This window comes from Candidatus Eremiobacteraceae bacterium, from assembly GCA_035295225.1.
In the GTDB taxonomy this organism is placed as follows: Bacteria; Vulcanimicrobiota; Vulcanimicrobiia; order Eremiobacterales; family Eremiobacteraceae; genus JABCYQ01.
In genome coordinates, this window is record DATGJI010000049.1 from 1 (window position 1) to 25,485 (window position 25,485).

24 protein-coding genes are annotated in these 25,485 nt (G+C 64.5%); 2 read left to right on the top strand and 22 right to left on the bottom strand.

Annotation, left to right across the window (positions count from 1 at the left end; genetic code table 11):
- Positions 1 to 341: 341 nt before the first annotated feature.
- The 8 genes from VKT51_07630 to VKT51_07665 all read right to left on the bottom strand — a co-directional run bounded on the left by VKT51_07630 (position 342) and on the right by VKT51_07665 (position 11,329).
- A complete protein-coding gene (locus tag VKT51_07630; GenBank protein ID HLJ84022.1) occupies positions 342 to 1,832 on the bottom strand; it encodes a glycosyltransferase family 39 protein in 1,491 nt (496 codons plus the stop codon).
- Positions 1,829 to 3,262 (bottom strand): glycosyltransferase family 39 protein, encoded by a 1,434-nt coding sequence (locus tag VKT51_07635; GenBank protein HLJ84023.1) that lies wholly within the window; start codon positions 3,260 to 3,262, stop codon positions 1,829 to 1,831. Before VKT51_07635 ends, VKT51_07630 begins: the two co-directional genes overlap by 4 nt.
- A gap of 8 nt (positions 3,263 to 3,270) precedes the next feature.
- Positions 3,271 to 4,023, bottom strand: coding sequence for a sigma-70 family RNA polymerase sigma factor (locus VKT51_07640; GenBank protein ID HLJ84024.1), 753 nt, complete (start codon positions 4,021 to 4,023; stop codon positions 3,271 to 3,273).
- A gap of 2 nt (positions 4,024 to 4,025) precedes the next feature.
- Complete coding sequence (locus VKT51_07645; GenBank protein HLJ84025.1) at positions 4,026 to 5,252, bottom strand: type II secretion system F family protein; 1,227 nt, start codon at positions 5,250 to 5,252, stop codon at positions 4,026 to 4,028.
- Between the two features lie 102 nt (positions 5,253 to 5,354).
- The gene (locus VKT51_07650; GenBank protein ID HLJ84026.1) at positions 5,355 to 6,443 is read right to left on the bottom strand and encodes a type IV pilus twitching motility protein PilT; all 1,089 of its coding nucleotides are present in this window, start codon (positions 6,441 to 6,443) and stop codon (positions 5,355 to 5,357) included.
- Between the two features lie 79 nt (positions 6,444 to 6,522).
- Positions 6,523 to 7,992 (bottom strand): glycosyltransferase 87 family protein, encoded by a 1,470-nt coding sequence (locus VKT51_07655; protein ID HLJ84027.1) that lies wholly within the window; start codon positions 7,990 to 7,992, stop codon positions 6,523 to 6,525.
- Positions 7,989 to 9,449 carry a hypothetical protein gene (locus VKT51_07660; GenBank protein HLJ84028.1) on the bottom strand — a complete coding sequence of 487 codons (1,461 nt, stop codon included), beginning with the start codon at positions 9,447 to 9,449 and terminating at the stop codon, positions 7,989 to 7,991. The genes VKT51_07655 and VKT51_07660 overlap by 4 nt, the downstream gene beginning before the upstream one ends.
- Positions 9,446 to 11,329 carry a hypothetical protein gene (locus tag VKT51_07665; protein HLJ84029.1) on the bottom strand — a complete coding sequence of 628 codons (1,884 nt, stop codon included), beginning with the start codon at positions 11,327 to 11,329 and terminating at the stop codon, positions 9,446 to 9,448. Before VKT51_07665 ends, VKT51_07660 begins: the two co-directional genes overlap by 4 nt.
- A 177-nt stretch (positions 11,330 to 11,506) precedes the next feature.
- Here VKT51_07665 and VKT51_07670 point away from each other — a divergent pair, with 177 nt between their 5' ends.
- Entirely contained in the window at positions 11,507 to 12,430 is a 924-nt protein-coding gene (locus VKT51_07670) for a glycosyltransferase (GenBank protein ID HLJ84030.1), read from the top strand.
- Between the two features lie 186 nt (positions 12,431 to 12,616).
- On the opposite strand, the gene VKT51_07675 is transcribed toward VKT51_07670, so the two are convergent.
- From VKT51_07675 to VKT51_07740, 14 genes are read right to left on the bottom strand one after another with little or no spacing between them, the layout of a single operon-like run.
- Positions 12,617 to 13,315 (bottom strand): hypothetical protein, encoded by a 699-nt coding sequence (locus VKT51_07675; protein ID HLJ84031.1) that lies wholly within the window; start codon positions 13,313 to 13,315, stop codon positions 12,617 to 12,619.
- Between the two features lie 26 nt (positions 13,316 to 13,341).
- A complete protein-coding gene (locus VKT51_07680; protein HLJ84032.1) occupies positions 13,342 to 13,518 on the bottom strand; it encodes a hypothetical protein in 177 nt (58 codons plus the stop codon).
- A 32-nt stretch (positions 13,519 to 13,550) separates the two neighbouring features.
- Entirely contained in the window at positions 13,551 to 13,955 is a 405-nt protein-coding gene (locus VKT51_07685) for a hypothetical protein (protein HLJ84033.1), read from the bottom strand.
- A 52-nt stretch (positions 13,956 to 14,007) separates the two neighbouring features.
- The gene (locus tag VKT51_07690) at positions 14,008 to 15,081 is read right to left on the bottom strand and encodes a glycosyltransferase family 2 protein (GenBank protein ID HLJ84034.1); all 1,074 of its coding nucleotides are present in this window, start codon (positions 15,079 to 15,081) and stop codon (positions 14,008 to 14,010) included.
- Between the two features lie 3 nt (positions 15,082 to 15,084).
- On the bottom strand, positions 15,085 to 16,212 hold the full coding sequence (locus VKT51_07695; GenBank protein HLJ84035.1) for a DegT/DnrJ/EryC1/StrS family aminotransferase: 1,128 nt from the start codon (positions 16,210 to 16,212) through the stop codon (positions 15,085 to 15,087).
- Between the two features lies 1 nt (position 16,213).
- Positions 16,214 to 16,948: a cephalosporin hydroxylase family protein gene (locus VKT51_07700; protein HLJ84036.1), complete on the bottom strand. Its 735-nt coding sequence runs from the start codon at positions 16,946 to 16,948 to the stop codon at positions 16,214 to 16,216.
- A gap of 2 nt (positions 16,949 to 16,950) precedes the next feature.
- Entirely contained in the window at positions 16,951 to 17,619 is a 669-nt protein-coding gene (locus tag VKT51_07705; protein HLJ84037.1) for an acetyltransferase, read from the bottom strand.
- Positions 17,616 to 18,842 carry a class I SAM-dependent methyltransferase gene (locus VKT51_07710; GenBank protein ID HLJ84038.1) on the bottom strand — a complete coding sequence of 409 codons (1,227 nt, stop codon included), beginning with the start codon at positions 18,840 to 18,842 and terminating at the stop codon, positions 17,616 to 17,618. Before VKT51_07710 ends, VKT51_07705 begins: the two co-directional genes overlap by 4 nt.
- Positions 18,839 to 19,927 (bottom strand): CDP-glucose 4,6-dehydratase, encoded by a 1,089-nt coding sequence (gene rfbG / locus VKT51_07715; GenBank protein ID HLJ84039.1) that lies wholly within the window; start codon positions 19,925 to 19,927, stop codon positions 18,839 to 18,841. Before rfbG ends, VKT51_07710 begins: the two co-directional genes overlap by 4 nt.
- Positions 19,918 to 20,691 (bottom strand): glucose-1-phosphate cytidylyltransferase, encoded by a 774-nt coding sequence (gene rfbF / locus VKT51_07720; GenBank protein ID HLJ84040.1) that lies wholly within the window; start codon positions 20,689 to 20,691, stop codon positions 19,918 to 19,920. The genes rfbG and rfbF overlap by 10 nt, the downstream gene beginning before the upstream one ends.
- Positions 20,688 to 21,491: a shikimate dehydrogenase gene (locus VKT51_07725; protein ID HLJ84041.1), complete on the bottom strand. Its 804-nt coding sequence runs from the start codon at positions 21,489 to 21,491 to the stop codon at positions 20,688 to 20,690. Before VKT51_07725 ends, rfbF begins: the two co-directional genes overlap by 4 nt.
- Complete coding sequence (locus VKT51_07730) at positions 21,488 to 21,991, bottom strand: YqeG family HAD IIIA-type phosphatase (GenBank protein HLJ84042.1); 504 nt, start codon at positions 21,989 to 21,991, stop codon at positions 21,488 to 21,490. Before VKT51_07730 ends, VKT51_07725 begins: the two co-directional genes overlap by 4 nt.
- 5 nt (positions 21,992 to 21,996) lie before the next feature.
- Entirely contained in the window at positions 21,997 to 22,953 is a 957-nt protein-coding gene (glpX, locus tag VKT51_07735) for a class II fructose-bisphosphatase (protein HLJ84043.1), read from the bottom strand.
- 27 nt (positions 22,954 to 22,980) lie between these two features.
- Positions 22,981 to 23,838, bottom strand: a complete 858-nt coding sequence (locus VKT51_07740) for a CBM20 domain-containing protein (protein HLJ84044.1) — start codon at positions 23,836 to 23,838, stop codon at positions 22,981 to 22,983.
- Positions 23,839 to 23,945: 107 nt separating this feature from the next.
- Between VKT51_07740 and VKT51_07745 the strand changes: the two genes are divergently transcribed.
- The gene (locus tag VKT51_07745) at positions 23,946 to 25,484 is read left to right on the top strand and encodes a mannosyltransferase family protein (GenBank protein ID HLJ84045.1); all 1,539 of its coding nucleotides are present in this window, start codon (positions 23,946 to 23,948) and stop codon (positions 25,482 to 25,484) included.
- Position 25,485: the final 1 nt, after the last annotated feature.

The window sequence follows — 25,485 nt, forward strand, 5'->3', positions numbered from 1 at the left end:
ATCGCCGTTGCGATCTGCTTCTCGTTGCCTTCGCACGCCGCGGTCTGCGATTCGGCGCGCGCATGGATGAAGTTCGGGATCAGGATGGCTGCCAAGATCGCGATGATCGCGATGACGATCATCAACTCGATCAGGGTGAAGCCTTTTTGGAGTCTTTTCACGTGAGAGAATCCTTTCGATTTCCTATGACGATGAGTCTGTCGCGCCCAATGTCGGAGGCGCATAATGGTACCATCTCGGGTATCGGCGTCCGTGCCAAAGAACCTTATGGTAACGAGCGCGCCGTGCCGCCGGCGCACTCCCATCCACACTCTAAATGCCCAGGTATCGAAAGGCCTAGACTAGGGACGGCCGTGACCTTGCTCACGGTTGCCCGACGGTTCGCGGGGCGAGACAGAATCGAACAGGATCACGGTCACCGCATCGGCCGCGTCGGCCCGAGGTTCGGCCCACCGATCGAGAACTCGCCGGTCCCGCGCGAGGTCCCGCAAGAGCACCCGCGCTGGATCCGCGTACCAATACTGATTCTCGACATACCATATGCGATCATGTGTGTGAGCGATTATCCATGCGCGCGCGTCGGGCAGCATCTGCGCAGATGCCGGCGCGGCCTGATCGTGTGCCGCAAACGCCGGATACGTCCCCACGACGAGAACCGGGAAACCCTGCACGAACAGCATCGCGTCGGTCCGCCGCTCGAGCGTCGCGACGTGGTTGTTGACGAGATACCAGTCCGTTCGCTGGTAGAGCGGATCGAGGATCATGTCGGCGTCGCAGATCGCAAACGTCGTCAAGACGATGGCGGCGAGCGCGACAGCTGCGACCCGGGCGCGCGTCGCAGCGAGAGCGGCGATCACGGCGGCTGCGCAGAGCGCGAAAACGGGTACGTATTCATGCAGGTAACGCGGAAACAGCAGCGGCTTATGCAGCACCGCCGTCAGCAAGATCTGGAGCGCAAGCGCCATGAGCATGAACGGCAGCGGCGTGCTGCGCGCCAGCCAGGCCCCGATCACGAGCACCGCGAGAATCACGACGTCGGCGCCCACGACGAATGATGCCTGACCCATCCACGCGAGCGGAATGCCGGCGAGCACCGACTCTACCGGAGCGAGCCGAAGATCGAAGTCTGGCCCGGCCGCGAGTCCGCCGTGAGCGTACTGAATGCCGACAGCGGCGATCCATGGTACGAATGCTGCGACCGCAAGACCGCCTGCCGCAAGGACCGGCCAACGGCGACGCGCATCGACGGCGGCGTAACAGCATTGCGCCGCGACCGTCAGCGCGCCGAGATAATGGACGTACGGCAACGCGACGGCGCACACCGCATACATGCTCCACACGATGGCCGGTCGGCGCCTGCCTTCATCGAGCGCGCAAAGCAAGGACCACCACGAGAGCATGCTGAGCATCGCAAGCGGCGCGTACATCCGATACACGCGGTCGGCATCCAAGAGGCCGGGTGCCGCAGCCGTCAACAGCGCCGCAACCGCCGCTCCGGCGTCACCCAAAATCCGGCGCGCAATCGCCCATGTCGCGACGATCGTGATAAGCCCGCACGGAGCCGTGAAAAGGCGGTAGCGTTCGGCCGGCACGTGGACCAGCATGATCAAGTAGTGTGAGAACAGATAAAAGAGCGGCGGGTGAGCATCGTTGTGCACGATGAGCTGCAGCATCGCCGGCAGCGGATACGACGCGATATGCAAGCTGAACGCTTCGTCGATGTAGAGGCTGCTCTTCGTCAGATTCCAAAAGAGCGCGACGGCGCCGATCGCGAGACCGAGACCGAGGCCGCCGTAGGCGATTAATGAGCTTGACGCACGCGCCCGTATCATCGCTGCGCTCCATAGAGCTCGATGTCGACGCTGTTCGCGGCATAGGCCTTCGGCTCGACCCAGACCCCGATCAGTTGCCGCCGTTGCCGAAGAGACCGTCGCACGGCGAGGCCGGGATCTGCAAAGTCCGGCTGATTCTCCACGTACCACACCCTGCGCAAGCGCTGCTCGCCGATCCAGCGGAGCGTAGCGGGCAGGTCGCCTGGAACATTTGGTCCCGCGAGCGCGTGACCCGCGAACGCAGAGAACGTCTTGACGACGACGATCGGGTAGGCTTGCACGAAGACGAACGCGTCGCCCGGCGCCACGTGCGCACGAATAGTCGCGTTGACGCTGAACCAATCCGTGAATTGATAGTACGGATCCAGCACGACGTTTTGCGCGCCGATGCTCTCAACCGTCACGAGAAGCGCCGCGCCTGCGATGGATGCCGCCGCCGCTCGCCGTGCCAGAACGGCCTGCACGCACGCGCCGATCGCGATCGCCATGGCTGGTGCCAGTGCGAACAGATAGCGCGATACCAGCAGATCTTTGTGGGCGAGCGCCCCCGCGGCGGCCTGCAGGACGATGCCCGCCAACCAAAAGACGATCGCCGTGCGTCGCACGGCGTACGCCCCCGCGGCGATGGCTGCGATGAATGCAACCGCGATGCATTGGGGAAGCACGTCCGACACCGTCCACGTCACGGGCGTGCCCAAGGCGAAGAGTTCGAACGGAGCATCCCACCATGGCGCCTGAGCAAAGCCGGTAGCGCCGGCGGCGAATTGGGTGTGCGCGAACGCAAACCAAGGCGCGAACGCTATCGCCGCTGCGCCGCACGCGGCGAAGACCGGCCAGCGCAGCGCGGGCTTTGCGGCTGCGAAAGCCGCTTGGGTTATCAGCGTGATCGCACCGAGATAGTGGACGTACGGCAGCGCGACCGCCGTCGATGCATATGCGGCGAAGCGCCAGAGCGCAGGTCTCGCAGTGCTCGCTTCATCGGCTCTTATCAGGAGCCACCACGAAACCGCGGTCAAGGCTGTCCACAGCGAGTACATGCGGAACAGCCGGTCCCATATGATCATCCCGGGCATGAGCGCGACGACGAGTGCGCCGACGAGAGCCGCTGCGACGCCGAATCTGCGTCCGATCGCCCACGTGGCGGCGATCGTCACGACGCCGAGCGGCGCCGTCAGGAGCCGGTATTGCCAGAGCGGCCAATGGGCGACGCTGAAGATGGCGTGGGCCAGCAGATAGAACCCCGGCGGCTGAACGTCGAGCGTCGCGGTATCGCGCAAGAGCTGCCCGATCGGCTCGGCTCCGATGCGCAGCGAGAACGCCTCATCGAGAAAAGGGCTCTGATCGGTCACGTGCCAGAGCCGCGCGAGCGCGCCGATCGCGATGCACAGCCCGAGCCACGCGTACTCCGCGTAGCGCGACGTGTGGGTCATCGCTCTCGTCAGGTTATCTCGTGCCGCAGCTTCTTCAACACATTGCCGATCGTGCGCGAGATGTGTTTTTGCGAGAAGCCGAGCCTGCGTGCGATCTCCGTCTGCGTCAGGTCCTGGAAGAAGAAAAGCTGCACGACCCGCTGCTCGAATTCCGCGAGCCGCTCGAGAGCGCGGTCGAGAATGATCCTGTCTTCCACCGGCAGCGAAAACGTGGTGTAGCGCTGGCTGCGGATGCGATCGATCTGCGGCGTCTGGTCGGACGGAGTTTCGGAAAGCGAGAGCAGATTGTACGTGTCGCGCAGCTTGAGGATCTCATTCACGCCGTCCGGCGTCACGTTCATATCCGCCGCGAGTTCGAACACCGTCGGCTCGCGCATCAGCCGCGACGTCAGCCGGCCGTGGGATTCGTGCAGACGGCGATTCAACGTGCCATACCAGCGGGGCACGCGCATGCGCGGCACCACGTCGCGCACGTAATGCGAGATCTCGCCGCCGATGACCATGCGCGCGTAGGCCTCGAACGGTACGCCGAGCGAAACGTCGAAGCGTTCGACAGCTTTGATCAGGCCGACGTAGCCGACTTGTTCGAGGTCGTCGCGATCGACGAGCCCGCGGCCGTAGTGCGCCGCGATCGAGGTGACGAGCGGCGCATGAAGCAGGACGAGGGCGTCGCGGCTTTCGATCGACCGGGTCTGCCGGTACGTCTCGAACTCCGCCGCCCCCGCCTCGCTCGTCTGCGCAGGCCTCATGGCGACCGACACCCCTAGTGGATGTTTCCGATGATCTGATACAGGGGCAGGAAGATAGAGATGACGATGAAGCCCACGACAAAGCCCATGCCCAAGATCATCAACGGCTCGAGCAGCTGCGTCAGCGCGGCGAGCATGTAGTCAACTTCAGTGTCGTAGAAGTCCGCGATCTTCGCAAGCATGCCGTCGAGGTTTCCGGTCTCTTCACCGACCGAGACCATCTGCGTGACGAGCGGCGGGAACAGACCCGAGAGCTGCAGCGGAACCGCGATCGACTCACCTTCGCGCACGGAGTCGCGCACTTTTGAGACCGTCTCGGCGACCACTTCGTTGCCGGAGGCCTTGCCGACGATCTCCAGAGCCTGCATGATCGGCACGCCGGATTGCAGCAGGGTGCCGAGCGTCCGGCAGAAACGCGAGATCGCGACTTTGCGGATGAGCATGCCGAACACCGGCAGCTTGAGCTTGAACGCGTCGAATTGTCGGCGCCCGACCGGCGTCGCGACATAGCGGTTGAAGAGAATGAAGCCCACGATGAGCACGGTCAGCGCGATGACGTCCACCACCGGGTTGCGCACGCCTTTGGTGAACGTTATGAGGATCTGCGTCGGCAACGGCAGCTTCATCTGCATCGACTCGAACATCGCGACGAATGTCGGCAAGATGAACGTGACGAGGAAGAGGACGATCAGCACCGCCATCACGAGGATGACGATGGGGTATGTCATGGCGGACTTCACCTTCTTCTTCAGGTTGAAGTCCTTCTCAAGGAAGCCGGCCAGACGGTTCAGCACGTCGTCGAGAATACCGCCGAGCTCGCCCGCGCGCACCATGTTCACGAACAGCGGTGAGAACGTGCGCGGATATTTTCCAAGCGCGTTCGCAAGCGTCGCGCCGCCTTCGACATCGCGACGGATCGCGATGAGAATCGGCTTGAGCTGCGCGTCTTCCGTCTGAACGCTGAGGACGTCGAGACAGCGGACCATCGCAAGACCTGCGTTGATCATCGTGGCGAACTGTCGCGAGAACACGACGAGCGATTGTTCCCCCACGCCTTTGAAACGTCCGAAGATCGCGCCGAGGTCGGAGTTGAGAACCCCGCCGCCCTTCTGCGTGATGCCGGTCACGTAGTAGTTCATCTCGCGGAGCTTCGTCCGGAGAACGCGCTCGTTCTCGGCTTCTATGACGCCGTTGACGGTCTTACCGGACGCGTCTTTCGCCTGATATGCGAAACTAGGCATGAATGCTATCTCTCCAGGATCAGAGTTGCGTGTGCTCGCCGACCACGAGGATCAATACGAGGATGAGCAGCCAGAGCAGTGACAGTTGCATGAAGTGTCTCCTTACACTCCCTCGATGAGCTTGCGCAGCTCCTCGGGGTGCATTGAGGCGTTCAGCGCCTCTTCCGATGTGATCATGTGTTTGCGCACGAGGTCGCGCAGCGACATGTCGAAGGTCTGCATGTGCATGATGCGGCTCGTGACGATGGCGTTGTGGATCTGGTGCGTCTTGTTCTCACGGATCAGGTTCCGGATCGCCGGCGTCGCGATCATGACTTCGGCCGCGGGCACGCGCCCGACTCCCGAGGCATGAGGCAGCAGGCGCAAGCAGATGACGGCTTCGATGACCGACGCCAGCTGCACGCGGATCTGCTGTTGTTGGTGGGCGGGGAAGACGTCGACGATGCGATCGATTGTCTGCGCTGCATCGGACGTGTGCAGGGTCGCGAAGACGAGGTGACCCGTCTCGGCGATGGTCAGCGTGGTCGCGATCGTGTCCATGTCTCGCATTTCACCGACCAGCACCACATCCGGGTCTTCGCGAAGCGCCGCCCGCAAAGCGTTTCCGAAGCTGTAGGAGTCGTGTCCGATCTCGCGCTGGTTCACCATGGACATCTTGTGATAGTGCAGATACTCGATCGGGTCTTCCATGGTCAGGATGTGGCGTGCCATGGTCTGGTTGATCACGTCCACCATCGAGGCCAGCGCGGTCGACTTGCCTGAGCCGGTCGGACCGGTGACGAGTATCAAGCCGTGCGGTCTTGCGACCAGGTCGGCCATCACGGGCGGTAGATTCAGACTGGCAAGCGGAGGAACCGTGGAAGGGATCGCGCGCAGCACGGTGCCGATCACACCGCGTTGCTTGAACGCGTTGATACGGAAGCGGCCAAAACCTTTGAGGCCGTGGGAGAAATCGAGCTCGAGATTCTTCTCGAATCGTTCCTTCTGGTTGTCCGTCAAAATGCTGTAGATGAGTTTCTTCATCTCATCCGGCGTGAGCTTCGGAAATTCCGTCGGCGTCAGCCTGCCGTCTATGCGCAGCATCGGGGGAAGCCCGACGCACATGTGAAGATCCGACGCGCCGCGTTCGATGGTCACGCGCATCAATTCATCCATGCGAAGGCCCAGGAGATCGGTGACGTTCGTGGCCATCGTATCAACTCGCTCCGAGATGTCGTCCCGCGGAATAAGTATGAGACCGGGGTCGCCGCTCTAGTAGTCTATCGGCACTTCACGTCCGCGCCGTTACGTCGGCAACCCTGGCGCCCCGCCACTGGGCGGCCACGATGGGCGCCGCCACCAGGGCGAACGCTGCCGCGACGAAGAGACCTTCGTTGAGCGGTGATGGTATGACACCTTCGTGCGCGTAGCCCAAAAGGGCCAAAGACCCAAACCAGGCGGCGTAAACGGCCCAACTTCCTCGAGCGGCGCACGCCGGCGCGAGCCAGACCACGTACCACGGATGGAGCGCCGGCATCGCGAGGACGAGCGCCGCGATCGGCCGCACGATGTCCGCGACGCTCTGCCGCTTCGCATATCGGACCACCGATGCGACGAGGACGATCGCGACCGCGGCGAAGAGCGCAAGTTGGATCAAGCGCGGCCATGTGACGTCGCCGATAAACGGGAACGGCCCGAATCCGCTTGCGATCGGCGCGCTTCCCGCTCCGCTCCGCAGGAACGGCAGAGCGAGCAACCAGTTCAACGACATCAGCAGCGAACTACCGATCGCGGCGTCGCTCGCAGCCGCCGAGCGGCCGAGGTGGAATGCCTGCGCGCACAAAGCCGGCACGACGAGCGCGAGGCAGCCGAGCAGGATAGCGCCGAATACGTTCTTCTTCCATGCGCGTATGACGAGAAACGGCAATGCGATGATCGCGACGTATTTCAACGCGATCGACGCGCCGGCGAGAATGCCGGCGATCAGCGGAAAGTCGTCCACGAGCGCAAATGCCCACACCGCCGGGGCGATCATGAGCACGTCGTTGTGTGCGCCGACGGCGCTCTCGTACAGCACGACCGGGTTGAACGCAAATGCGGCGAGCCGTCGTGCCCTTTCTCCATCGGGCACGTTCTTGAGCATTCGTCGCAACGCGAGTATGATGGCGAGTGCCGAGAGCACGCCGACGAGCCGCCAGCTCCACAACTGAAATACGAGCCCGGTATTTGATTCCGCTCGCGCGAGCAGCCCCGCCAGAAGCGTGAACCCCGGCCCGTAGGGATCGCCGAACGGCGGATTGTGGAGGACGGCGTAGAGTGCGGAGAGCGTCGCGTCGTTGACGTGGACCGCGGTCGTAAGGGCGTACGGATCGATACCGAACACGCCATACAGCCGCCCGTACGCGACGTAATAGTACGCATCGAATGCCTGCAAGATCGAGAACGCCGACAGCGCGAGGCCGGCGCAGACGAAGCCCGCGATGACAGGACCGCATCGGGATCGTGCGCCGCCGGACGTCACTAGTCCGAACCCGGCGGCCGAGACGACGGCGATCGTGAGCCAGACGGCGATGAGCACGGACCACGACGCTGCGAACTGCACGACGGGGATCGGCTGCGCAAGTCCGCGCAAGTAGTATGCTGCGAAACCGCTCGCCGGCGCCGGCACTGAAAGCGCGGCGAGGTGACGTACGAGAGCCGATCCGGCGAACGCGGCGCCCACCGCAGCCGCGATGAGCAGGACGGCGCGCGGCTTCGTCATCCGGCAGAACCCGGCGCGGTCCTAGGCTGCGATCGCGCGACGATCACAGGCACGATAAGAAACGCAAGGCACAGCGTGACGGGGACCCACGGCGCCGACGCGGTCATCGCAACGCCGTCAAGCGCGTAGATGCCGGCCAGCAACGCTCCGTACCACCACGCATACGTCGCCCAGCGCCCTCCGCCGGCGACGGCGGGCAAGAGCCACTGGCCGTACCAGGGATGCATGGACGATAGCGACCACAAAAACGCGGTGATGGTCCGCCAGATCTCGCCGGGTCGCGGCCGCCAGACGAAACGGATCACACCGGAACACGCGATGACGGCAAACGCTGCTAACACACAGACCTGGATGAGTCGCGGCCACGAAGCGGTGCCGAAATATGGCAACGATTGCAGCCACGGAAAAGCAGGGCCCGACCCTATGCCAAACGTGAAGATCGGGATGTTCGCAAGCCAATCTACCGACATCGAAAACGCGCTGCCCAACATCGCGGCGTTGCCCGCCGTCGCCGACGGAAACGCGCGGCCGCACAGCCACGGCACCGCGCATGCTATGAACAAGCTGGCGATCCACGCAGCGCCGTGTCTGTACGCGATCCTGCGCAAGAGAAATGGTAGCCCGAGTATTGCCGGCAGCTTTATCGCGATCGACGCACCGGCGAGAAGCGCCGCCGCGAACGGCAAGCTGTCCGCGATCGCAAACGCCCACAATGCCGGCGCGAGCATGAGCATGTCGTTGTGCGCGCCGACGACCGATTCGTAGAGCGCAAGAGGGTGCAGGCCGAACGCGGCCGCGCGCGTCGCAGCCTGCGCTTTGCCGAAGAACCGGTACGTATACGCGACCGCCGAGGTGGCGACGAGCAGCGCCGCGGCGCCGAGTCCGCGATAGGCATACACGATAAGACCGAGTCCTGCGCTTGCGTCGATCTTGCCGACGAAACCCGCGATGATCGTCCACAGCGGCCCGTAGGGATCGCCGAACGGCGTCGCGCTCAAGAAGGGAAGTATAGGACCGAAGATCGGATCTGCGGCGGACAGCGGATGAGAGATCTGATACGGGTTTGCACCGAAATGTCCGTAGAGGCGGCCGTAGATGACGTATGCGTAGACGTCCCCCGCCTGCACGATCGGAAAAAAGATAAGCGCAAACGCCGTCAGCGCTTGCACGGCGAGAAGAACCGCCAGTGCCCGCCGGCCGACGTGCGACAGCGATCGCGAAAAAGCCGCGCCCACGGCGGCCAGCGCCGCGAGCACGCCCCAGACGCAGAACACGACGTTCCAGCCGGGAAAGGCTTGCTGCACGACGTGAATCGGCAACCGATAGGCCGCGAGATAATCAGCATGGGCGATCGCGTCGTAAAAATAAACCGTGCGGCCGGCTGCATACCCCGCTGCCCACCCGCCGAGCGCGGCGATCGCGACGAGCGCAGCCGCAAGAGGGATCGCGCGTTTCATGACGATGACGCCCTGCGGTGCGGAAAACCGTAGACGATCACGTCGTTCGCAGCGAACGCTCGCTGCAAAAAGCCCGCCCGTTCGTCGGCGTTGAGCACGGCCCAATCGACGCCCACCGGTGTTCTACGCACATACGCGGCGTTCTCGTTCACGATGAGAAGCGTGACGCCGAGATCGCGAAGCCGATCGTAGCGATGCGCGGGAGCCGTCGACCAGTCGATCGCGCATCGCTGTTGATAGTAGGGGTTGCAGCCGACGGCAGCGCCGCCGAGATAGTAGTTCCGTACGTCATCAAGCGCGGCGATGCGCTCGCCGCTTTGGAGATGTGCGATCGCCCATGTATCGGCCGCGTAGAACTCGAGACGCGCCGCAAGGTAATCGGATCCGCTCGCGCCGCCGGTCAGGTACGCGAACGCCGGGGCGATGCTGTTGGATGCGTCGCCGCCGCCTTTCGGCAGCCAATCGAGGGCAACGCCGCCGAACGACACGCACAAGAGCAGAGCTGTGATCGGACGGCGCTGTCGGGCGGCAACTGCATCGAGGCCCGCTGCGGCTGCGATCGCGTACGTCGCGACGGCGGGAACGAGAAAGCGCCACTGGCGGCTCGTCCAGAACCAGATCGTCGACAACACAGCCGTGATCACTGCGATGGGGCGCCCGCTTCGCACGAAGAACGCGGCCACGACGAGAACGCTTGCAAGCCGGAGCGCGTAACCAGGATCGCCGCAGAAAAGCTGCGGCTGGGTGAGCAGGCGCCATGGCAACGCGAAGAAATCGCTTATGGTCGGCGAGCTTCCGCACCAATCGCGCGTCATCGAGACGTAGAGCGTCGCAAAGTCGCGCGCGCTCTCACTGGCGCTGAATTGCGTCAAGAATGGATAGAGCGGATCGCCCGCAAGCGTCCAAGCCCTGAGGTACCATCCCGCGCATACGACGAACGCCGCGGCGAATCCAATACTGAGCGCTCTCCACCGAAGTGTGATATCCGCGCGGTATGCGATCACGACGAACACGATGCCGACGACGGCAAGTCCTGGATATTTGACCGCCGCGCTTGCGCCCGCGAATGCTCCCGCGGCCAACGCCGACTGCACATCGATCGGCTCTGCATAAAGCGCAATACCAAGCGCCGCGACGGCGAACATCGCATACGGCACGTCGACGTAGGGCGCCGGCGCCAACCACAGCCAGACCGCGGACGACGAGACCAGCGCGCACACGAGCGGCCCCGAACCTTGCCGCACGCGCTCGGCGACCGCACCCGAGATCAACGCAAGCATGATGCCGGCGAAGAGCGTAGAAAAAGCCGCGCCCGCGGAGCCGCCGAGCCAATATGCCGGGAGCGCGGCCGACTCGGCCAGTAGCGGAAATGCGGACTGCGCGATGCCGGGATCGAATGCGATATATCCCGATCGAAGCGCAGCCGCGGCGATTGGGAGGTGATACGCAAGCGGGTCCCAGTCGACGGTCGGCAGCGCCGCCGCCACGGCCGCAGTGAGCCATGCGAAGCCTGTCACGGTCCAAGCGAGCCGATCGAGCCAACCCCGGGCCGTCGCGGGATCGCCGTGCTGCGGCACGCTCACAGCACGACGCCATAGAAACGCGAGAGCGGCCAGCCCTAGGGCGATGAGCGCACCGAGACTGACCGGCGTGATGGCATGGACGAGCCCGAGGATGGCGACCGCAGAGCCCAGGACAGCGTAGCCGGCCGCTCCCCGGAGCGCGAGTCCGAACGGCCGCGCAGCGGAGCCGAAGATCGCTGAACGCGCCAACTCGCCGAAACCCAGGGCAGCGCCCGAGGTGGCGGCGCCCGCGCCAAGCCCGGCTGCAAGGCGCATCCAAAATGGCGCCGTGTCCAACATGGCCGCAGCTGCGCTCACATACCTATCTTCGGATGGTTCCTCGTGATTCCGCTGCCGCTTTCAGAGAACGGTCGTCCCGCGGGTCCTGTACGCTGCCTTCCCGCGCGGCGAATCCTCACCTGACGCATAAATGCCGATAATGGATATGAACGCACACGCACTCAAGTCCCACGACAGCAGGATACGCTCGCGCTGATGAACCGCCCGCTTGCCATCGGCATCATGGCATACAATGAAGCCGCGAACATCGGACCGCTGCTCGACAGCATTCTCGCCCAGACCGCGATCGACCGCATCAACCGCGTTGTCGTCATAGCCAGCGGCTGCACGGATGACACGTGCGCCATCGTCGAGCGCTATGCCGCGTCACATCCGATCGTGGAACTCATCGCCGAAAAAGCGCGCGGCGGCAAAGTCCGCGCCATCAACACCTTCTTCTCGCATGCGCCCGAACCGATCTTGATCGTCTCTGCAGCCGATCTGCTCTACGAACCCCAGACCCTCGAGGCCCTGACGGCTCCCTTCGAAGACGATCGCGTGGGCATGGTCGGCAGCCACCCCGTGCCGCTGAATTCGCACGACGACTTTTTGGGTTTCACGGTCAATCTCATGTGGCGCCTCCACCACGAGATATCGCTGCATCAGCCGAAGATGGGTGAGTTGATCGCATTCCGCAACGTCTTCCGAGGGTTGAACCCTGAGACTCCCGCGGATGAAGTGCAGATCGAACACGGTGTCCGCTCGGTGGGATTCGAGGTGCGCTACGCGCCCGATGCCATCGTTCGAAATCGCGGGCCGGAAACGCTCGTCGATTTCATCGCGCAGCGGACGCGCTGGATCGCCTACAACATGCAGATCCAGCGCAAACATCATCTGCCGGTCTCCACGTTGCGCACCGGACCTTTGCTGCGTGCCGCGCTCGCATCCGGACGCAGCGATCGCCGCCGGCTGCATTGGCTCGCCGGCGCCGCGATGCTCGAGGCGTATTGCCGCTTCCGCGCATCGATCGGGTACGGGCGCCTCAACGCCGCCGCCAACGGCGGCTGGAAACCCGTCGCGTCGACCAAGCAGCTCGTCCGCGACGGCGATGCCGATCACGCCGCCGCCGGCGCCCGCTGACAAACCCCGAATATTACGACCCTAACGGCCGGCGCGTCGTCACAGCGGCATCACGGGCGATGTCGATTGCCGGGGCGTTTGAGGCCGCGAGAGCGGCCGAATTCGAGCGGCGGAATTTGGTCAGCCGATGATCCGCCGCGTCCCCGGCGCAGACATCGCCGGTGATGCCGGAGATGGCCTCGGCGGCTATTGCTTTGTGGCGTCGACCTCGACTATCGCGGGATTGTCACTTCCATTGATCGTCCGCAGAGCTTCGACCGTCATGCCGATGGGCGCGCTTGGATCCAGCGCTTCGGTGACCGAAACGCCGAGCTTCGCTTTGACCTGCTCATCGATCGAAGTCCGCAGCTCGGCGGGAAGCATCTTGTACTTGTCCACGGCTGCCAGGACGATCTGCAGCTTGTCGTGTGCCTGCTTCGGATCGATCACCGCCACGACGGCGCCCTTCGCTCCGTTCCTAAAAACGGCGTACGTCACGCCGAATTTGCCCGCAGCCTCCGTCGACGACTGACGAGCGGCCGACTGGACGTAGGAGTATCCGGCCGGCGGCGACTGCTCGAGTTTGGCGAGCCACGACTTGGCGTCGGCGAGCGACCCCGAACTTTGCGCGATCACAGAATGACCGGCATATGTGCCCGCGCCTTGCGTGAAAAGGGTGCCGCTCTGCGATGAAATCGTCTGGTTGAACGGTTTTGCATCGAGGATCTTATCGTCGGCGGCGAGCGGAAAGTCCGTCGGGTTCGTCACCGTGGCCGGCACGGCGGCGTTCGAACCCGCTGCGGGACCTCCGGAATTACTCTGGCCGCCTGGACGCCCGGAGCAGCCCATGACGCAGGCTACGCCGAGAGACACCGCAGCGACGATAAGCGCGCGAGGAATATTCATCGATTCGCACATGCTTCTTTGCTCTTTCAACGGCGTTCGATTCCGCGCTCGACGCTCTCCACACCGGACGACACAGCTTGCTCCGCTCCGGTGAACAGTCCGATCAGCCAACGAATGGTGGCGATGAGACCGATGAGCGCGAAGACGAACACGATCCCGAACACCCAAGCGGCGGTGTGCACCAGATTAGTCAGAAACTCCATAGCGACGACTCCTCACATTCCGAGCAGAGTGCTTAGGGAGTAGCGGCCGCCGTAGCCATGTCGCTTGGCGCCGTGTTGCCCATGTGGGTGTGGTGCGATCCGGACGCATGGTCACCTGCGGCGATCGCGTCCGACAGGCACATATACTGACCGCTCTTGGTCCGGCCGTAATACGGGTCGCCCGCCTCGTGGTACGTATGTCGTTTGGTGTTGACCCAGACAATCGCGTCCTTGCAAGTCAGGTTGGCAGGTATCGGCGCGGCCTGCGCTGACATCGGCGCCTGCGCTCCGGTCGTCGCCATCGTCGTGGCAGCTGCAATCGGCGCGGCCGAGCTCGAAGACGAAGACGACGAAGACGAACTCCCGCCGCAGCCGGCGACCGCGGCAGCGACAACTGCTGCGAGGCACGCAGTCGTGAACAAAGCAAGACGTTGCATCAAGGAAATCCCCCCGGGCCCAGATTTTGACGTTAAGGGCTTGCGCGTTCGGTCAGGCTTGTGTTTTTGCCTCTGGTCCGCCCGCAATGGAATCCAGCCATCGAAGGTCGCTCTGAAGATCGCGGCCGGCAAGCGTCGCGGCGGCCCTTCGGGCTCGGGCCGCAAGACGCGCGCGTTCGGCCGATCTGAGCAGCGCACGCACGCCCGGAACGTTGCGGCATGCGGCCACAAGCAGACCGCAGATTAGACGGAGCACACCGCCATCGCCGCGGCCGCGCAGTCGCGCCAACGCCTCGCGAGCGACCGAATCATCTCCGCGCACCAGCGCTTTCACGCAGACCTCGAAGAGCTTCCAGCGGATCTGCCGCGCGAGGCGCGGGCCGACCGCCGCGCGGATCGGCGCCGGGATGCGGACGTCGGCAGCGAGCTTGTTCGCGATCAACAGCATGCCGTCGGCGACAGCAGCGTCTTGCCGCGCGGTGTTGGACGCTGCATGCGCGGAGAACACGGCGCTCGGCGTCCGATCGATCACGACTGGGAAGCGCGCCGCGATACGCAGTTCGAAGTCCAAGTCGCTCGGCGGTCCCACCTCGAGATCGAGACCGCCCACCAGCGACAGCGCGTCTCGCTTGAATACGACCGACGTCCACGTTGGATGCCGGTTGTCGAGCATGCGAAGAATAGACTCCGGCGGCCGGTAGACGCCGTCGCGCGGCCAAAGCCCGAGCGGTGCGAACCGGACGCTGCCGCTCGCATCCATTTCCAGCGTCGACGCCGCCGACATGAGCGCGTCGGGGGCGGCGGCGAATCCGCGGAAACACGTCTCGTAGCAGCGCGGAAATAGAGCATCATCGTCGGAAAGAAAAGCGAAGTACGGCGTCGTGATTTCGTCCAACGCTCGGGCGAAGTTCGCGGGGCCGCCGACATTCCGGTCGCGGCAGACGTATCGCACGCGCGCGTCGCGCGAGGCGAATGCCGCCACGACGGATTCCGTCTCGTCGCCCGACGCGTTGTCGAACACGATCACGACGAGATCGCGATATGTCTGTCCAAGCGCGCTCGCCACCGCCCGCCGCAGCAGCGAAGGCCGTCGATATGTCGGCACGATGACCGAGAGCGAAGCCATCTGTCAGGCGAACGAAACGACGGCATCGATGACGCGATCGACCCGATCGCGCCGCATGTTCGAATGCAGCGGCAGGGTGACTACTTCTTCTACGACGCGGTCTGTCACGGTCATGTCTCCGCGCCTCGCGCCCGCGAACGCGCTATGCTTGTGCACGGGAACGAAATGGATCCCAGCGTCCACGCCCCGGCTGCGTAGGTGCTCGATGAATGCGGAGCGCTTTCCCGACAGCACGCGCAGACTATAGATGAAGGGTGAAACGCCGGCGAAGTCGGATGCGGGAATGCGCGCCCACGAGAGTCTCGTGAAGGCGGCGTTGTACTCGCGGCAGACGACTTGGCGAGATGCGATGAACTCGTCGGCGCGCTTGATCTGCGAAACACCGACACTCGCCAGGATGTTGGTCAGGTGGTAGCGGTAGCCTTCGCTGACGACGTCATATTCCCACGCGCGCCGGTTCCGGTAGCGCTCGGTCGTGTCTTTGTCCACGCCCAGCAGGCGGAGGCGCTGCAGCCGTTCGCGCTCGCCGGCGTCGCCGACGACGACACAGCCTCCGTCGATGGACGTGACCACTTTGACCGGATCGAAGCTGAAGACGGCGACGTCGCCGTCGGCGCCGATCCGCGTGCCTGAGATTTCTGTTCCGAACGCGTGACACGCATCCTCGATGACCCGCAAACCCCGGGATTTGGCGAGCCGGTATACGCCCGCTCGATCGCAGGCGATGCCCGCGAAGTGCAATGGGATCAACGCCTTGGTGCGCGGCGTGATGAGCGCGGCCGCTTTCTCGCAATCCATGCCGAGATCGCCGTCACGGATATCGCACATGACGACCTCCGCACCGGACGCGCGGACGGCCTGATGATCGGCGACGTAATTGAAGGATGGCGTGATGACCTCGTCGCCCGGGCCGATCCCCGCCGCGCGGAGCGCGATGTGAAAAGCAGATGTGCCCGTGTTCACCGCGACCACGTAGCGTTGTTCGAGCCCGAGAAATGCCGCGATGCGCTCTTCGAATTCTTTGGTCGTCGCGCCCATACCCAACCAGCCGACGTCGAGCGCGTCGGTGAGGTGCTTCAGCGTGTCCACCCCGATGTGCGGCGCAAAGACCGGAACGCGTTCCTCGTGCACGTCAGTCCGCCACACAACGCAGATAGCCGCCGGGCGCTACGCTCACGAGCAGCTTGTCGTCGATCTCGCGGTCGATCTCAAAGCGCGGATTGAGCGCGAGAAATTCGCGCACCGCAGTCATCGGATTGTCGCCCTTCCCCCACGGTCGGTCGGGAAATGAATCCGCCGCCATGTGTTCGACGACCGTGTCCATCACGACCAGGTATCCGCCTTTTCGCACGAGCGGAGAATAGAGCGCTAGTTCCGCGCGCACGTGCGCGTGCGTGTGATTGGAGTCCAGCACAACCATCACGTTGTGCGCGCCGGCCGTTGCGGCGCGCACGCGCTGCGCGATCCTCTCATCCACCGATGAACCCTCGATGAGCGAGATCCTCGCGGCGAGCGGGTGCGATTCGATCGCCGCCCGGTTATGCGCGCGGATGTCGATGTCGACCGCGACCACTCGTCCGTCGCCGCCGAGAAGCTGCAGGAGCGACGCGAAGAGCACGGCGCTGCCGCCGTGCGCGATGCCCGTTTCTACGATCACCTCGGGCTTCGTCCGCCAGACGATCTCTTGCAGCGCGACGATGTCTTGTGGGTACTGGATGATCGGGCGGCCGAGCCACGTGAAATTGTACGAATAGCGGTGCTCGCACGACCGAAGGAAGAAATCCGTCGCGGCGGCGCGCAATTCGCGATCCGCCGCCATTGCCTCAACGCCCTGCGGAGAGGACGGCCTGCCTTCGTCGGTGCTCACGCTTAGGCTCCGCTCTGCGCGGCATGTGTGGTGCGCACTGCCGGCACGCCGGCGACCACCCAGCCTGACTCGACGTCACGCGTCACCACGGCGCCCGCGCCCACGACTGCGTCCGCGCCGATGTTGATACGCGGCAGCACGACCGCACCCGCGCCGATGAATGCCGCTCTACCCACCCGCACGCAGCCCGCCAGCGTTGCTCCCGGTCCGATGTGTACGCCGTCGGCGAGTTCACACTCGTGGTCGACCGTCGCGGCAGTATTGACGATGCATGCCACGCCGAGCTTCGCCCGCGTGCAGACGCAGGCGCGTACGAGGATCTGCGAGCCCGCTCCAACCGCCGCATCGCTCGCGACGAACGCGGTCGGATGGACGAGCGTCGCAGGCGTGAGTCCGCCGGACGCCAGCAGTTCGTGCAGCTCGAGGCGTTCGCGTCCGCGATCGCCGCCGATCGCCACGGCGAACGAGACCGACGTCCGGTCTCCCGCACGAAGCCAGCGATCGAAGCCTGAAGCGCCGATGTGGACCGGCACCTCGCCGAGCGGCGAGATGGCATGTGGATCGTTGTCGAAAAACGCCGCGGCGCGATACCCGGATGTCTCGAGAAACTCCGCGAGCACCTTCGCTTGCCCCTTCGTTCCCCACACGACGATCGGCGTTTGACCGTTCACGGTTCGACGGTCAGTCTCGGTATGGGCACGACGAAACGGCCGTGCCATGCCCGGATGCCCGCGAGTTGCTCCATCACTTCGTCTTTGAGGTTCCAAGGAAGGATCAACACATATTTCGGCCTTGCATGCAGGATGCGGTCCGGCGAATCGATCGGTATGCGCACGCCGGGGATCAATCGGCCTTGCTTGTGGGGATTCCGATCCACCGTATACGGTAACAAATCGGCGTGAATGCCGCAATAATTGAGGAGTGTTGTGGCTTTTGCCGGTGCGCCGTAACCCGCGACGCTCTCTTCGCGAGCCGCGGCGCCGCGCAAGAACTCATTCAGTCCGCTCTTGACCGTTTCGGCCGTCTTCGCCAAATCCGCGTACGGCTGCCAGGTCTGCAATCCGGCGGCGTCCTCGATCGCGCGAATGCGTGCCACATCCGGCGAAGGCTGCGCTTCGGCGACATGACGGACGTATAGCCGCAGCGATCCGCCGTGCGTCGGCAATTCCTCCACGTCGACGACGCGCATCTGGTGACGTTCGAACACAAGGGACGCGGTCGTCAGTGAGAAGTACGAAAAATGCTCGTGATAGATCGTGTCGATCTCACCGCGCGCGAGCAGCTGCAACAGGTGCGGGAATTCGAGCGTCAGCGTTCCGCCAGGCTTGAGCAATTCTCGAAGACCGGCCGCGAAATCGTTCAGGTCGGGAACATGCGCCAGAACGTTGTTCGCGATCAAGAGATCGGCGGCGCACCCAGATGCGGCAAGCGACCGACCTGTCTGCGCGCCGAGAAAGGCGACGCGCGTCGGAATGCCCTTTGCGACGGCGGCCATCGCGACATCGCGCGCGGGTTCGATACCGACCACGTCGAGCCCACGGCGGGCGAAACATTCGAGCAGGTACCCATCGTTGCTCGCCACCTCGACGATGCGCGATTCGGCTGAAAGCCCGAACCGCTCGACGGCACCGGCCGCGAAGCGTTCGACGTGCTCGAGCCACGATGTCGAATACGATGAGAAATATGCGTAATCGTCGGCGAAGATCTCGCGCGCCGACTGGAATTGTTCGAGCTGCACGAGCCAGCATTCGCGGCAGACGTGGAGCCGAAGCGGAAAGAACTGTTCGTCTTTCTCGCTCTTTGGATCGACGAAGGCGTTCGAAGGGGGTGACATCCCGAGATCGAGCGCGAGTCGCAGCGGGCCGCCGCACGAGCGGCACACAGCAGCGCTCACGCGACCGCCGCCTCGAAGCGCTCGATCTCGTCGCCCATCAATGTCGCCACGTCCGCGCCGCCGAGCTGCGCCCGGTACCACGCGACCGAGCGCCGGATGGCCGCTGCAAGGTCCACGCGCGATCGCCAGCCGAGCACTCGCGCAGCCGCCGTGCTGTCGAGCCGCAATGTGTTCGCCTCGACCGGATGCGCGCCCGCGGCTTGATGCCACGTCGCGCCGGCGCCCCACGCTTCCGCCAGTGCCTCGGCCACCCACTGGACCGGTCGCTCGTGATCCGGAGGCGGCCCGAGATTCCAGGCGCGGGCGATCGCTGCGCCGTCATCCGCGAAAAGCCTGCGCGCGATGTCGATGTATGCCGCAAGCGGATCCAGCACGAACTGCCAGGGCCGTATCGCAGCGGGGTAGCGAAGTTCGAGCGGTACGCCTGCGGTGAACGCCGCGATCGCATCAGGCACGAGCCGGTCCGCCGACCAGTCGCCGCCCCCGATGACGTTTCCAGCGCGCGCGATCGCGATGCGCGCCGCGCCGTCCGATCCGTCGCGCGGCGTCGCGCACAGACTCGCCGCGATGTGATCCGCACATGCCTTGCTCGCGGAATATGGCTCGTCACCGCCCAGCGGATCATCCTCCGCATGGCGCGGAGAGCCTGCGTGCAAGTCGTAGCACTTGTCGCTCGTCACGACGACGACTGCTCGGACGCTCTCGCACGCGCGGGCCGCAAGCACGACGTTCGCCGTGCCGATCGCATTCGTCTCGTACGTCCCTACCGGGTCGGCGATGCCCGCGCGGACGAGCGCCTGGGCCGCTAGATGAAAGATCACGGTCGGCCGGTGCGCGGCGATGCAGGTACCGAGCGCGGCTGCGTCGCGGATATCGCCGCTGCAAGAGTTCATGGACGTGGCGAGGCCTGAAAGCAGAAACGCATTTGGTCCCGGCTCCGGGTCGAGCGCAAAGCCTGCGACGTCGGCCCCAAGGCGGCACAGCCAGAACGAAAGCCACGCGCCTTTGAACCCGGTGTGGCCCGTGACGACGACGCGCCGCCCGCGCCAGAAGTCGCGCGCTTGGGTCGCCGCTATCAGCGCCACACTTTCCACGGTGCCCGGCCCGACGACCACAATTCATTCAGCGCATTCTTGTCGCGCAGCGTGTCGAGAGGCTGCCAGAAACCATCGTGCACGAATGCGGCGAGCTGGCCTTCGGCGGCAAGACTCTCCATCGGCTCGCGCTCCCAGACCGTCGCGTCGCCGCCGATGCGGTCGAGGACGCGCGGTGAGAGCACGAAATAGCCGCCGTTGATCCGCCCGCCTTCGCCCGCCGGCTTTTCGGCAAAGGCGGAGATCCGGTCGCGCGTGACCGTCAGCACCCCGAAGCGTCCGGGAGGCTGCGCTGCGGTCACCGTGGCGAGCAGTCCGCAGCGGCGGTGAAATGCGATCAAGTCGCCGACATTCACGTCGCTGAGGCCGTCACCGTACGTGAAACAGAAATCTTCTTCATCCTTCACATACGGCGCGACGCGCTTGAGGCGGCCGCCCGTGGCGGTGGCGTCGCCCGTCTCCACCAATGTCACCGACCACGGCTCCGCATGCGATTCGTGGACTTGCATGCGTCCGGACTTGATATCCAAGGTCACATCGGAACTGTGCAGCGCGTAGTTCGCGAAATATTCTTTTATGACGTAGCCGCGATATCCCAGACATATCACAAAATCATTGACGCCGTGCGCGGCATACGTCTTCATGATATGCCAGAGAACCGGATGACCGCCCACCTCTACCATCGGCTTCGGACGGACTTGCGTCTCCTCGCTGATGCGCGTGCCCAATCCGCCGGCCAGGATGACGGCTTTCATCGCGACGTGCTTTCCGCGCGCGGACGTGCGGCCCTCCCCGACGCGTTCGCGAGCGCGTCGCGCATCGCCGCGAGCGGCGCGGGCAAGCCTGTCCACCATTCGAACGAACGCGCCCCTTGATGCAGCAGCATGCCGAGTCCGTCAATGCGCGTTGCTCCGACGTTCGAAGGGACCGGCGATCGCGCGGCATGATAGTTCGCATCCGCTATCAGCGCATCGCCCGCGATGTGCGCGAGGATCTCATCCGGCACGTTCGCATCGCTCGGAAGCGCCGAGACGACGATCGACGCGAGGCCCGACGGTTGTGGTCCAACGAGGCGCGCGCGTTCGAGCGTCCGCGACCAGCACGCGACGATCGCTCCGGCGTCGGCGAGCGCGATGCCGATCGCGCGCGCTGCCGGCCCGGCGCCGAGCACGAGGACGCGGACGCCTCGCAATGTTCCGGGCCAGTTCTCCGCGAGCGAATCGAGCATGCCGGAGCCGTCCGTGTTGTGGCCCACGATGCGTTCCCCATCGAGGCGCGCGACGTTGACACCTCCGACGCGTTTGGCCTCCGGCGTGAGCTCGTCGACAAGAGGAAGCAGCGCTTCTTTGAGCGGTGTGGTCGCGTTGAATCCGGCCCATGCTTCGCGGCGGAAGCGGGAGATGAGCGCCGGCAAACCAGCGATATCCGTGCGCAGGGCGCTATACGTCGCGTTCCATTCGCTCGCAGCGAACGCAGCCGTCTGCATCGCGGGAGAGAGCGAATGGACGATGGGATCGCCGATGATCGCATATCGCGCGGGCGAACCGGCCGTCACGTGACGTGACCGCTGCGGCGCAATCTTTCGAGCAGCGGACGTTCGAGAAGTCGGATGACTTTGGTCGTCGGGAATTCCGCCGCACCCAAGGGCCTCACGAGCACCGCGCGCATGCCGACCAGCTTGCCGCCCAGGACGTCCGTGAAGATCTGATCGCCGACGACTGCCGCCTGTTTCGCCGTGACCCCGAGCGCGCGCAATGCGCCGCGAAAAGCCCACGGCGACGGTTTTAAGGCGCCGGCGATCGAGCTCACGCCGAAATCATCCGCGATCGCTCGCGCCGCCGATGAATAGTTGTTCGTCAAGAGGCACACTTTGATGCCGGCTTTTTGGACCGACCGCAACCAGGCGTCGCCGTCAGGCGTGACCTCGCGCGAGTTCCATGGCACAAGCGTGTTGTCGAGATCCACGACAAGACCACGGACGCCCCAGCGCTCGAACATCCCGATATCGACGTCTGCGAGCCGCTGCGCGAACGCATCGGGGGTGAGAAAGGCCATCAGGTTCAGCGCGGGCGACCTCGCAGCGGTTCTGCCCGCAAGTGATGGATCGTCTCCACGAAACGCGTCGTGCCGGAATGACTGTTCAAAATGATCGAGTGCGTTCGTGCGCCGTTTCCGGAGAAACGGACACCGCGGCACAAGTCACCGTCGGTGATGCCCGTCGCGACGAACGTCACTTCGTTCGTCTTCACAAGATCATCCATCGACAAAATGCGGTCGATCTCGCCGAAGCCCATTTCCTTCGCCCGCTTCACTTCGCCGTCGTTCCGGAATTTCAGACGGCCCATGAACCCGCCTCCCAGGCATTTCAGCGCCGCGGCCGCGAGCACGCCTTCCGGCGCGCCGCCCGTGCCCATCGAGACGTGGATGCCGGTGCTGTCGATCGCGGTTGCGATCGCGGCGTCGACGTCGCCGTCGGAGATCAGCTTGATGCGAGCGCCGGCCGATCGCACTTCCTCGATCAGCTCCTTGTGGCGCGGCCTATCCAAGATGACCACCGTGACGTCCGTGATGGGCCGTTCGATCGCGTTAGCGACGAGTTGAAGATTTTCTTTGACCGACGCATCGAGGTGCACGTATTGCGCCGCCCTCGGACCAACGGCAAGCTTATCCATGTAGGTGTCCGGCGCGTTCAAAAGACCGCCCTTGCTCGTGACCGCGAGCACCGCGATCGAGTTAGGCAGGCCGTTCGCGACGAGATTCGTGCCCTCTACAGGGTCGACGGCGATGTCGACCTCCATACCTCCCCGGCCGAGTTGCTCGCCGATGTAGAGCATGGGCGCTTCGTCGCGCTCGCCCTCGCCGATGACGATCCTACCCGAGATGTCCATCTCGTTGAGCACGAACCGCATCTTTTCGACGGCTGCGCCGTCCGCAAGATTTCGCTCGCCCTTGCCCATCCAACGCGAAGCCGCGAGCGCGGCGGCTTCGGTGACCTTGACGAAATCCAGCGTATCCATGTTATGTCGACTCCTGCACGGTGAGGTTCAAGAATTGAGATCTGCCCATCGCGCGACGACGTCCGTCACGGTCTGGGCCGCTCCGCTCCGCTGCACTGCAAGGCTGCGATTCGGCGTCGGCGTTCCGGCGGCCGTGCGTTCATCCGTCGACCACGACCCGCGCGTATAGCGATATTCGATCTGCGTGCCGGGCGCGAGTTGCATGACGACCGTGAAACGCCCGCCGCTCAGCGGCGTCATGCGCACGCCGTTCGGCGTCCACGAGCTCGCGTTGGTGGCAAGATAGACCGTGTCGCCCGGCGGCGTGTTGGGCGGGACCGCGACGATGAACGTCACGGCGACCGATGCCGCTTGAGATGGTATGCCGCGGAACGGCGTGCGAGACGCCACCACGTCGAAAGCCGAACCCGACGTCGAGTCCGTGCGCATGAGCACGTAGATGCCGGTATGCAGCGAGGCGATCGCAGCGGTCGCGCTGCCGACCAGCTTGTATGCGTTGCCGTCGGCGCAGACGAGGTATCCGTTTTGGGCGGCGATCACTTGTGTCGTGACGGTCGCGAAGCGCGCGAGGATGGACGTCACCACGCCGCTTGCGTTGAGCGAGAGGTCGACGGGTTCGCCGGGCATGAGTTTGGAGAGGGTTGCGGCCTGCGGCTCGGACCCGGCCTCCGCTTCCGTCACGGCCGCATCGGCGGCGACGCGCACCGCGCGCAGCGAGCCATCGCGTTCGATGGTCAGGAGCGTACCGTTCGAATCCGCGCCAAGGCTCACGAAGATGCCGGACAGCGCGGTTTGACTCGTCGCGTCGGTCGCCGCAGCCGTCGCAGAGATGCACATCGTGAAAGCGGCCACGGCGATGATGCTCGTCGCAACGCGGCGTGACATGTCCCGCCTATTGCCCAACTCATGACAAATCCCTCGGCGGAGCATGCATCCGGCTGAGACGTTCGCGCGTGGAGGGCCGTACTGCGGAACCGCGAAAAGCGCGTGCCGTGGATGCCGCTCAAGCCGAACCGGCGCGCCAGCCGCTCGCGGAGCCGCTCGGCAGCCACTCGCTGCCCGCGGGCTTGCGTCATCGCATCCGCGTCGCCGTCGTCGGCGGCGCCGGAGCATCGGCCGGTTTCTTCGGCTGGTACGTCGCTGCGACCCACGGCATCGTCGGATCCGAAGCATACTTTCCACTTGCAGCGGCGATGCTCGTCGCAGCCGCCGCGACGATCGCGGTCTGGCGGCTGTACGCCGGTTTCGCGGCGAAGCGGATCGGCATCGGCGAACCGACGATGCTTCGCGCCGACGCGTATTCGTTTCTCTCCTTTTACGCGCTCTGGGCGTACGTCGTCAGCGATCAGAATACGATCTCATCTGCGACCGGCGTCCTCGCCGCCGTTGTGCTGCTCTGGATCGCCGTCAAAGTCGGCGTCCTCGCTCGATTTTCGTTGACGGTGCGCGCCGTCGCCGCCGTCTTCATCGCGACGCGCGTGCCGATCATCATCGTCGCGATGCTCGGCGCCATCGTCATCGGTCAGCGCGCGGGCCAGCATTGGAGCCCGCAACATGGGCTGCTCGATGTCCTCGGCCGATGGGATGCACAGCACTATCTCGCGATCGCCACCGTCGGCTATCACGGGAAAGATATGGCGTTTTTCCCTCTCTACCCGTTTCTTATAAGCCGCTTGGGCGCCTTGATCGGCGACCACTTCATCGCCGGTCTGCTCATCTCGAACATCGCGTTCTTCGTGGCGCTGGCCTATCTTTTCGCGTTGACCAAACTGGAATTCGGCGACCATGAGACCGCATTCCACGCCATCTTTTACATCGCGATCTTTCCGACCGCGATCTTTTTCTCCGTCGTATACACCGAATCGCTGTTCCTCGCGCTGACGGTCGCATCGGTCTACTACGCGCGGCGGGGCAACTTCATCACAGCGGGAGTCGTGGGAGCGCTGGCGTCGCTCACACGCGTGGAAGGCGTGCTGCTCGTCCTGCCGCTGGCATACGAAGTGTGGCGCCAATGGCACGAGCGCAGAGGCACGACGCTTGCTCGGGGCGCGATCGGCCTCGCGCTGATACCGGCCGGCCTCGTCGTCTATATGGCGTATCTCTACGCCTTGGTCGGTGACCCGCTCTACTTCCAAAAGGTGCAGGCCAGCTGGAACCGGCACCTCGCCCCCCCGTGGGTCAGCATCAGCAACACGCTGCAGGAGCTGAGCCGGACGCCGATCGCGTCGAGCGGCGCCATCAATCACCTCTTGGAACTCGCGTTCACGCTTTCGTTTCTGGCGCTCCTCGTCGTGGCGTTCCGCTCGCTGCGTCCGACGTATGCGCTCTATTTCGCTGCTTCGCTTCTCGTGCCGATGTCCACAGCGAGCCTCATGAGCATGCCCCGCTTCGACCTCGTCGTGTTCCCCGCGTTCATGCTCTTGGCGCTGTGGGGCAGGCGTCCGGTCGTGAATTCCGCGATCGTCTCGCTGTCGCTCACGCTGCTTGGCGTCTTCACGGTCTTTTTCGCCGACTGGTATTGGCTCGCGTGAC

Bases quoted from the DNA above. Each gene is read 5' to 3' on its own strand.
- VKT51_07630 (HLJ84022.1), bottom strand. From the start codon at position 1,832: ATGATACGGGCGCGTGCGTCAAGCTCATTAATCGCCTACGGCGGCCTC.
- VKT51_07635 (HLJ84023.1), bottom strand. From the start codon at position 3,262: ATGACCCACACGTCGCGCTACGCGGAGTACGCGTGGCTCGGGCTGTGC.
- VKT51_07645 (HLJ84025.1), bottom strand. From the start codon at position 5,252: ATGCCTAGTTTCGCATATCAGGCGAAAGACGCGTCCGGTAAGACCGTC.
- VKT51_07650 (HLJ84026.1), bottom strand. From the start codon at position 6,443: ATGGCCACGAACGTCACCGATCTCCTGGGCCTTCGCATGGATGAATTG.
- VKT51_07655 (HLJ84027.1), bottom strand. From the start codon at position 7,992: ATGACGAAGCCGCGCGCCGTCCTGCTCATCGCGGCTGCGGTGGGCGCC.
- VKT51_07660 (HLJ84028.1), bottom strand. From the start codon at position 9,449: ATGAAACGCGCGATCCCTCTTGCGGCTGCGCTCGTCGCGATCGCCGCG.
- VKT51_07670 (HLJ84030.1), top strand. From the start codon at position 11,507: ATGAACCGCCCGCTTGCCATCGGCATCATGGCATACAATGAAGCCGCG.
- VKT51_07675 (HLJ84031.1), bottom strand. From the start codon at position 13,315: ATGAATATTCCTCGCGCGCTTATCGTCGCTGCGGTGTCTCTCGGCGTA.
- VKT51_07680 (HLJ84032.1), bottom strand. From the start codon at position 13,518: ATGGAGTTTCTGACTAATCTGGTGCACACCGCCGCTTGGGTGTTCGGG.
- VKT51_07685 (HLJ84033.1), bottom strand. From the start codon at position 13,955: ATGCAACGTCTTGCTTTGTTCACGACTGCGTGCCTCGCAGCAGTTGTC.
- VKT51_07690 (HLJ84034.1), bottom strand. From the start codon at position 15,081: ATGGCTTCGCTCTCGGTCATCGTGCCGACATATCGACGGCCTTCGCTG.
- rfbF (HLJ84040.1), bottom strand. From the start codon at position 20,691: ATGAAAGCCGTCATCCTGGCCGGCGGATTGGGCACGCGCATCAGCGAG.
- VKT51_07730 (HLJ84042.1), bottom strand. From the start codon at position 21,991: ATGGCCTTTCTCACCCCCGATGCGTTCGCGCAGCGGCTCGCAGACGTC.
- glpX (HLJ84043.1), bottom strand. From the start codon at position 22,953: ATGGATACGCTGGATTTCGTCAAGGTCACCGAAGCCGCCGCGCTCGCG.
- VKT51_07740 (HLJ84044.1), bottom strand. From the start codon at position 23,838: ATGTCACGCCGCGTTGCGACGAGCATCATCGCCGTGGCCGCTTTCACG.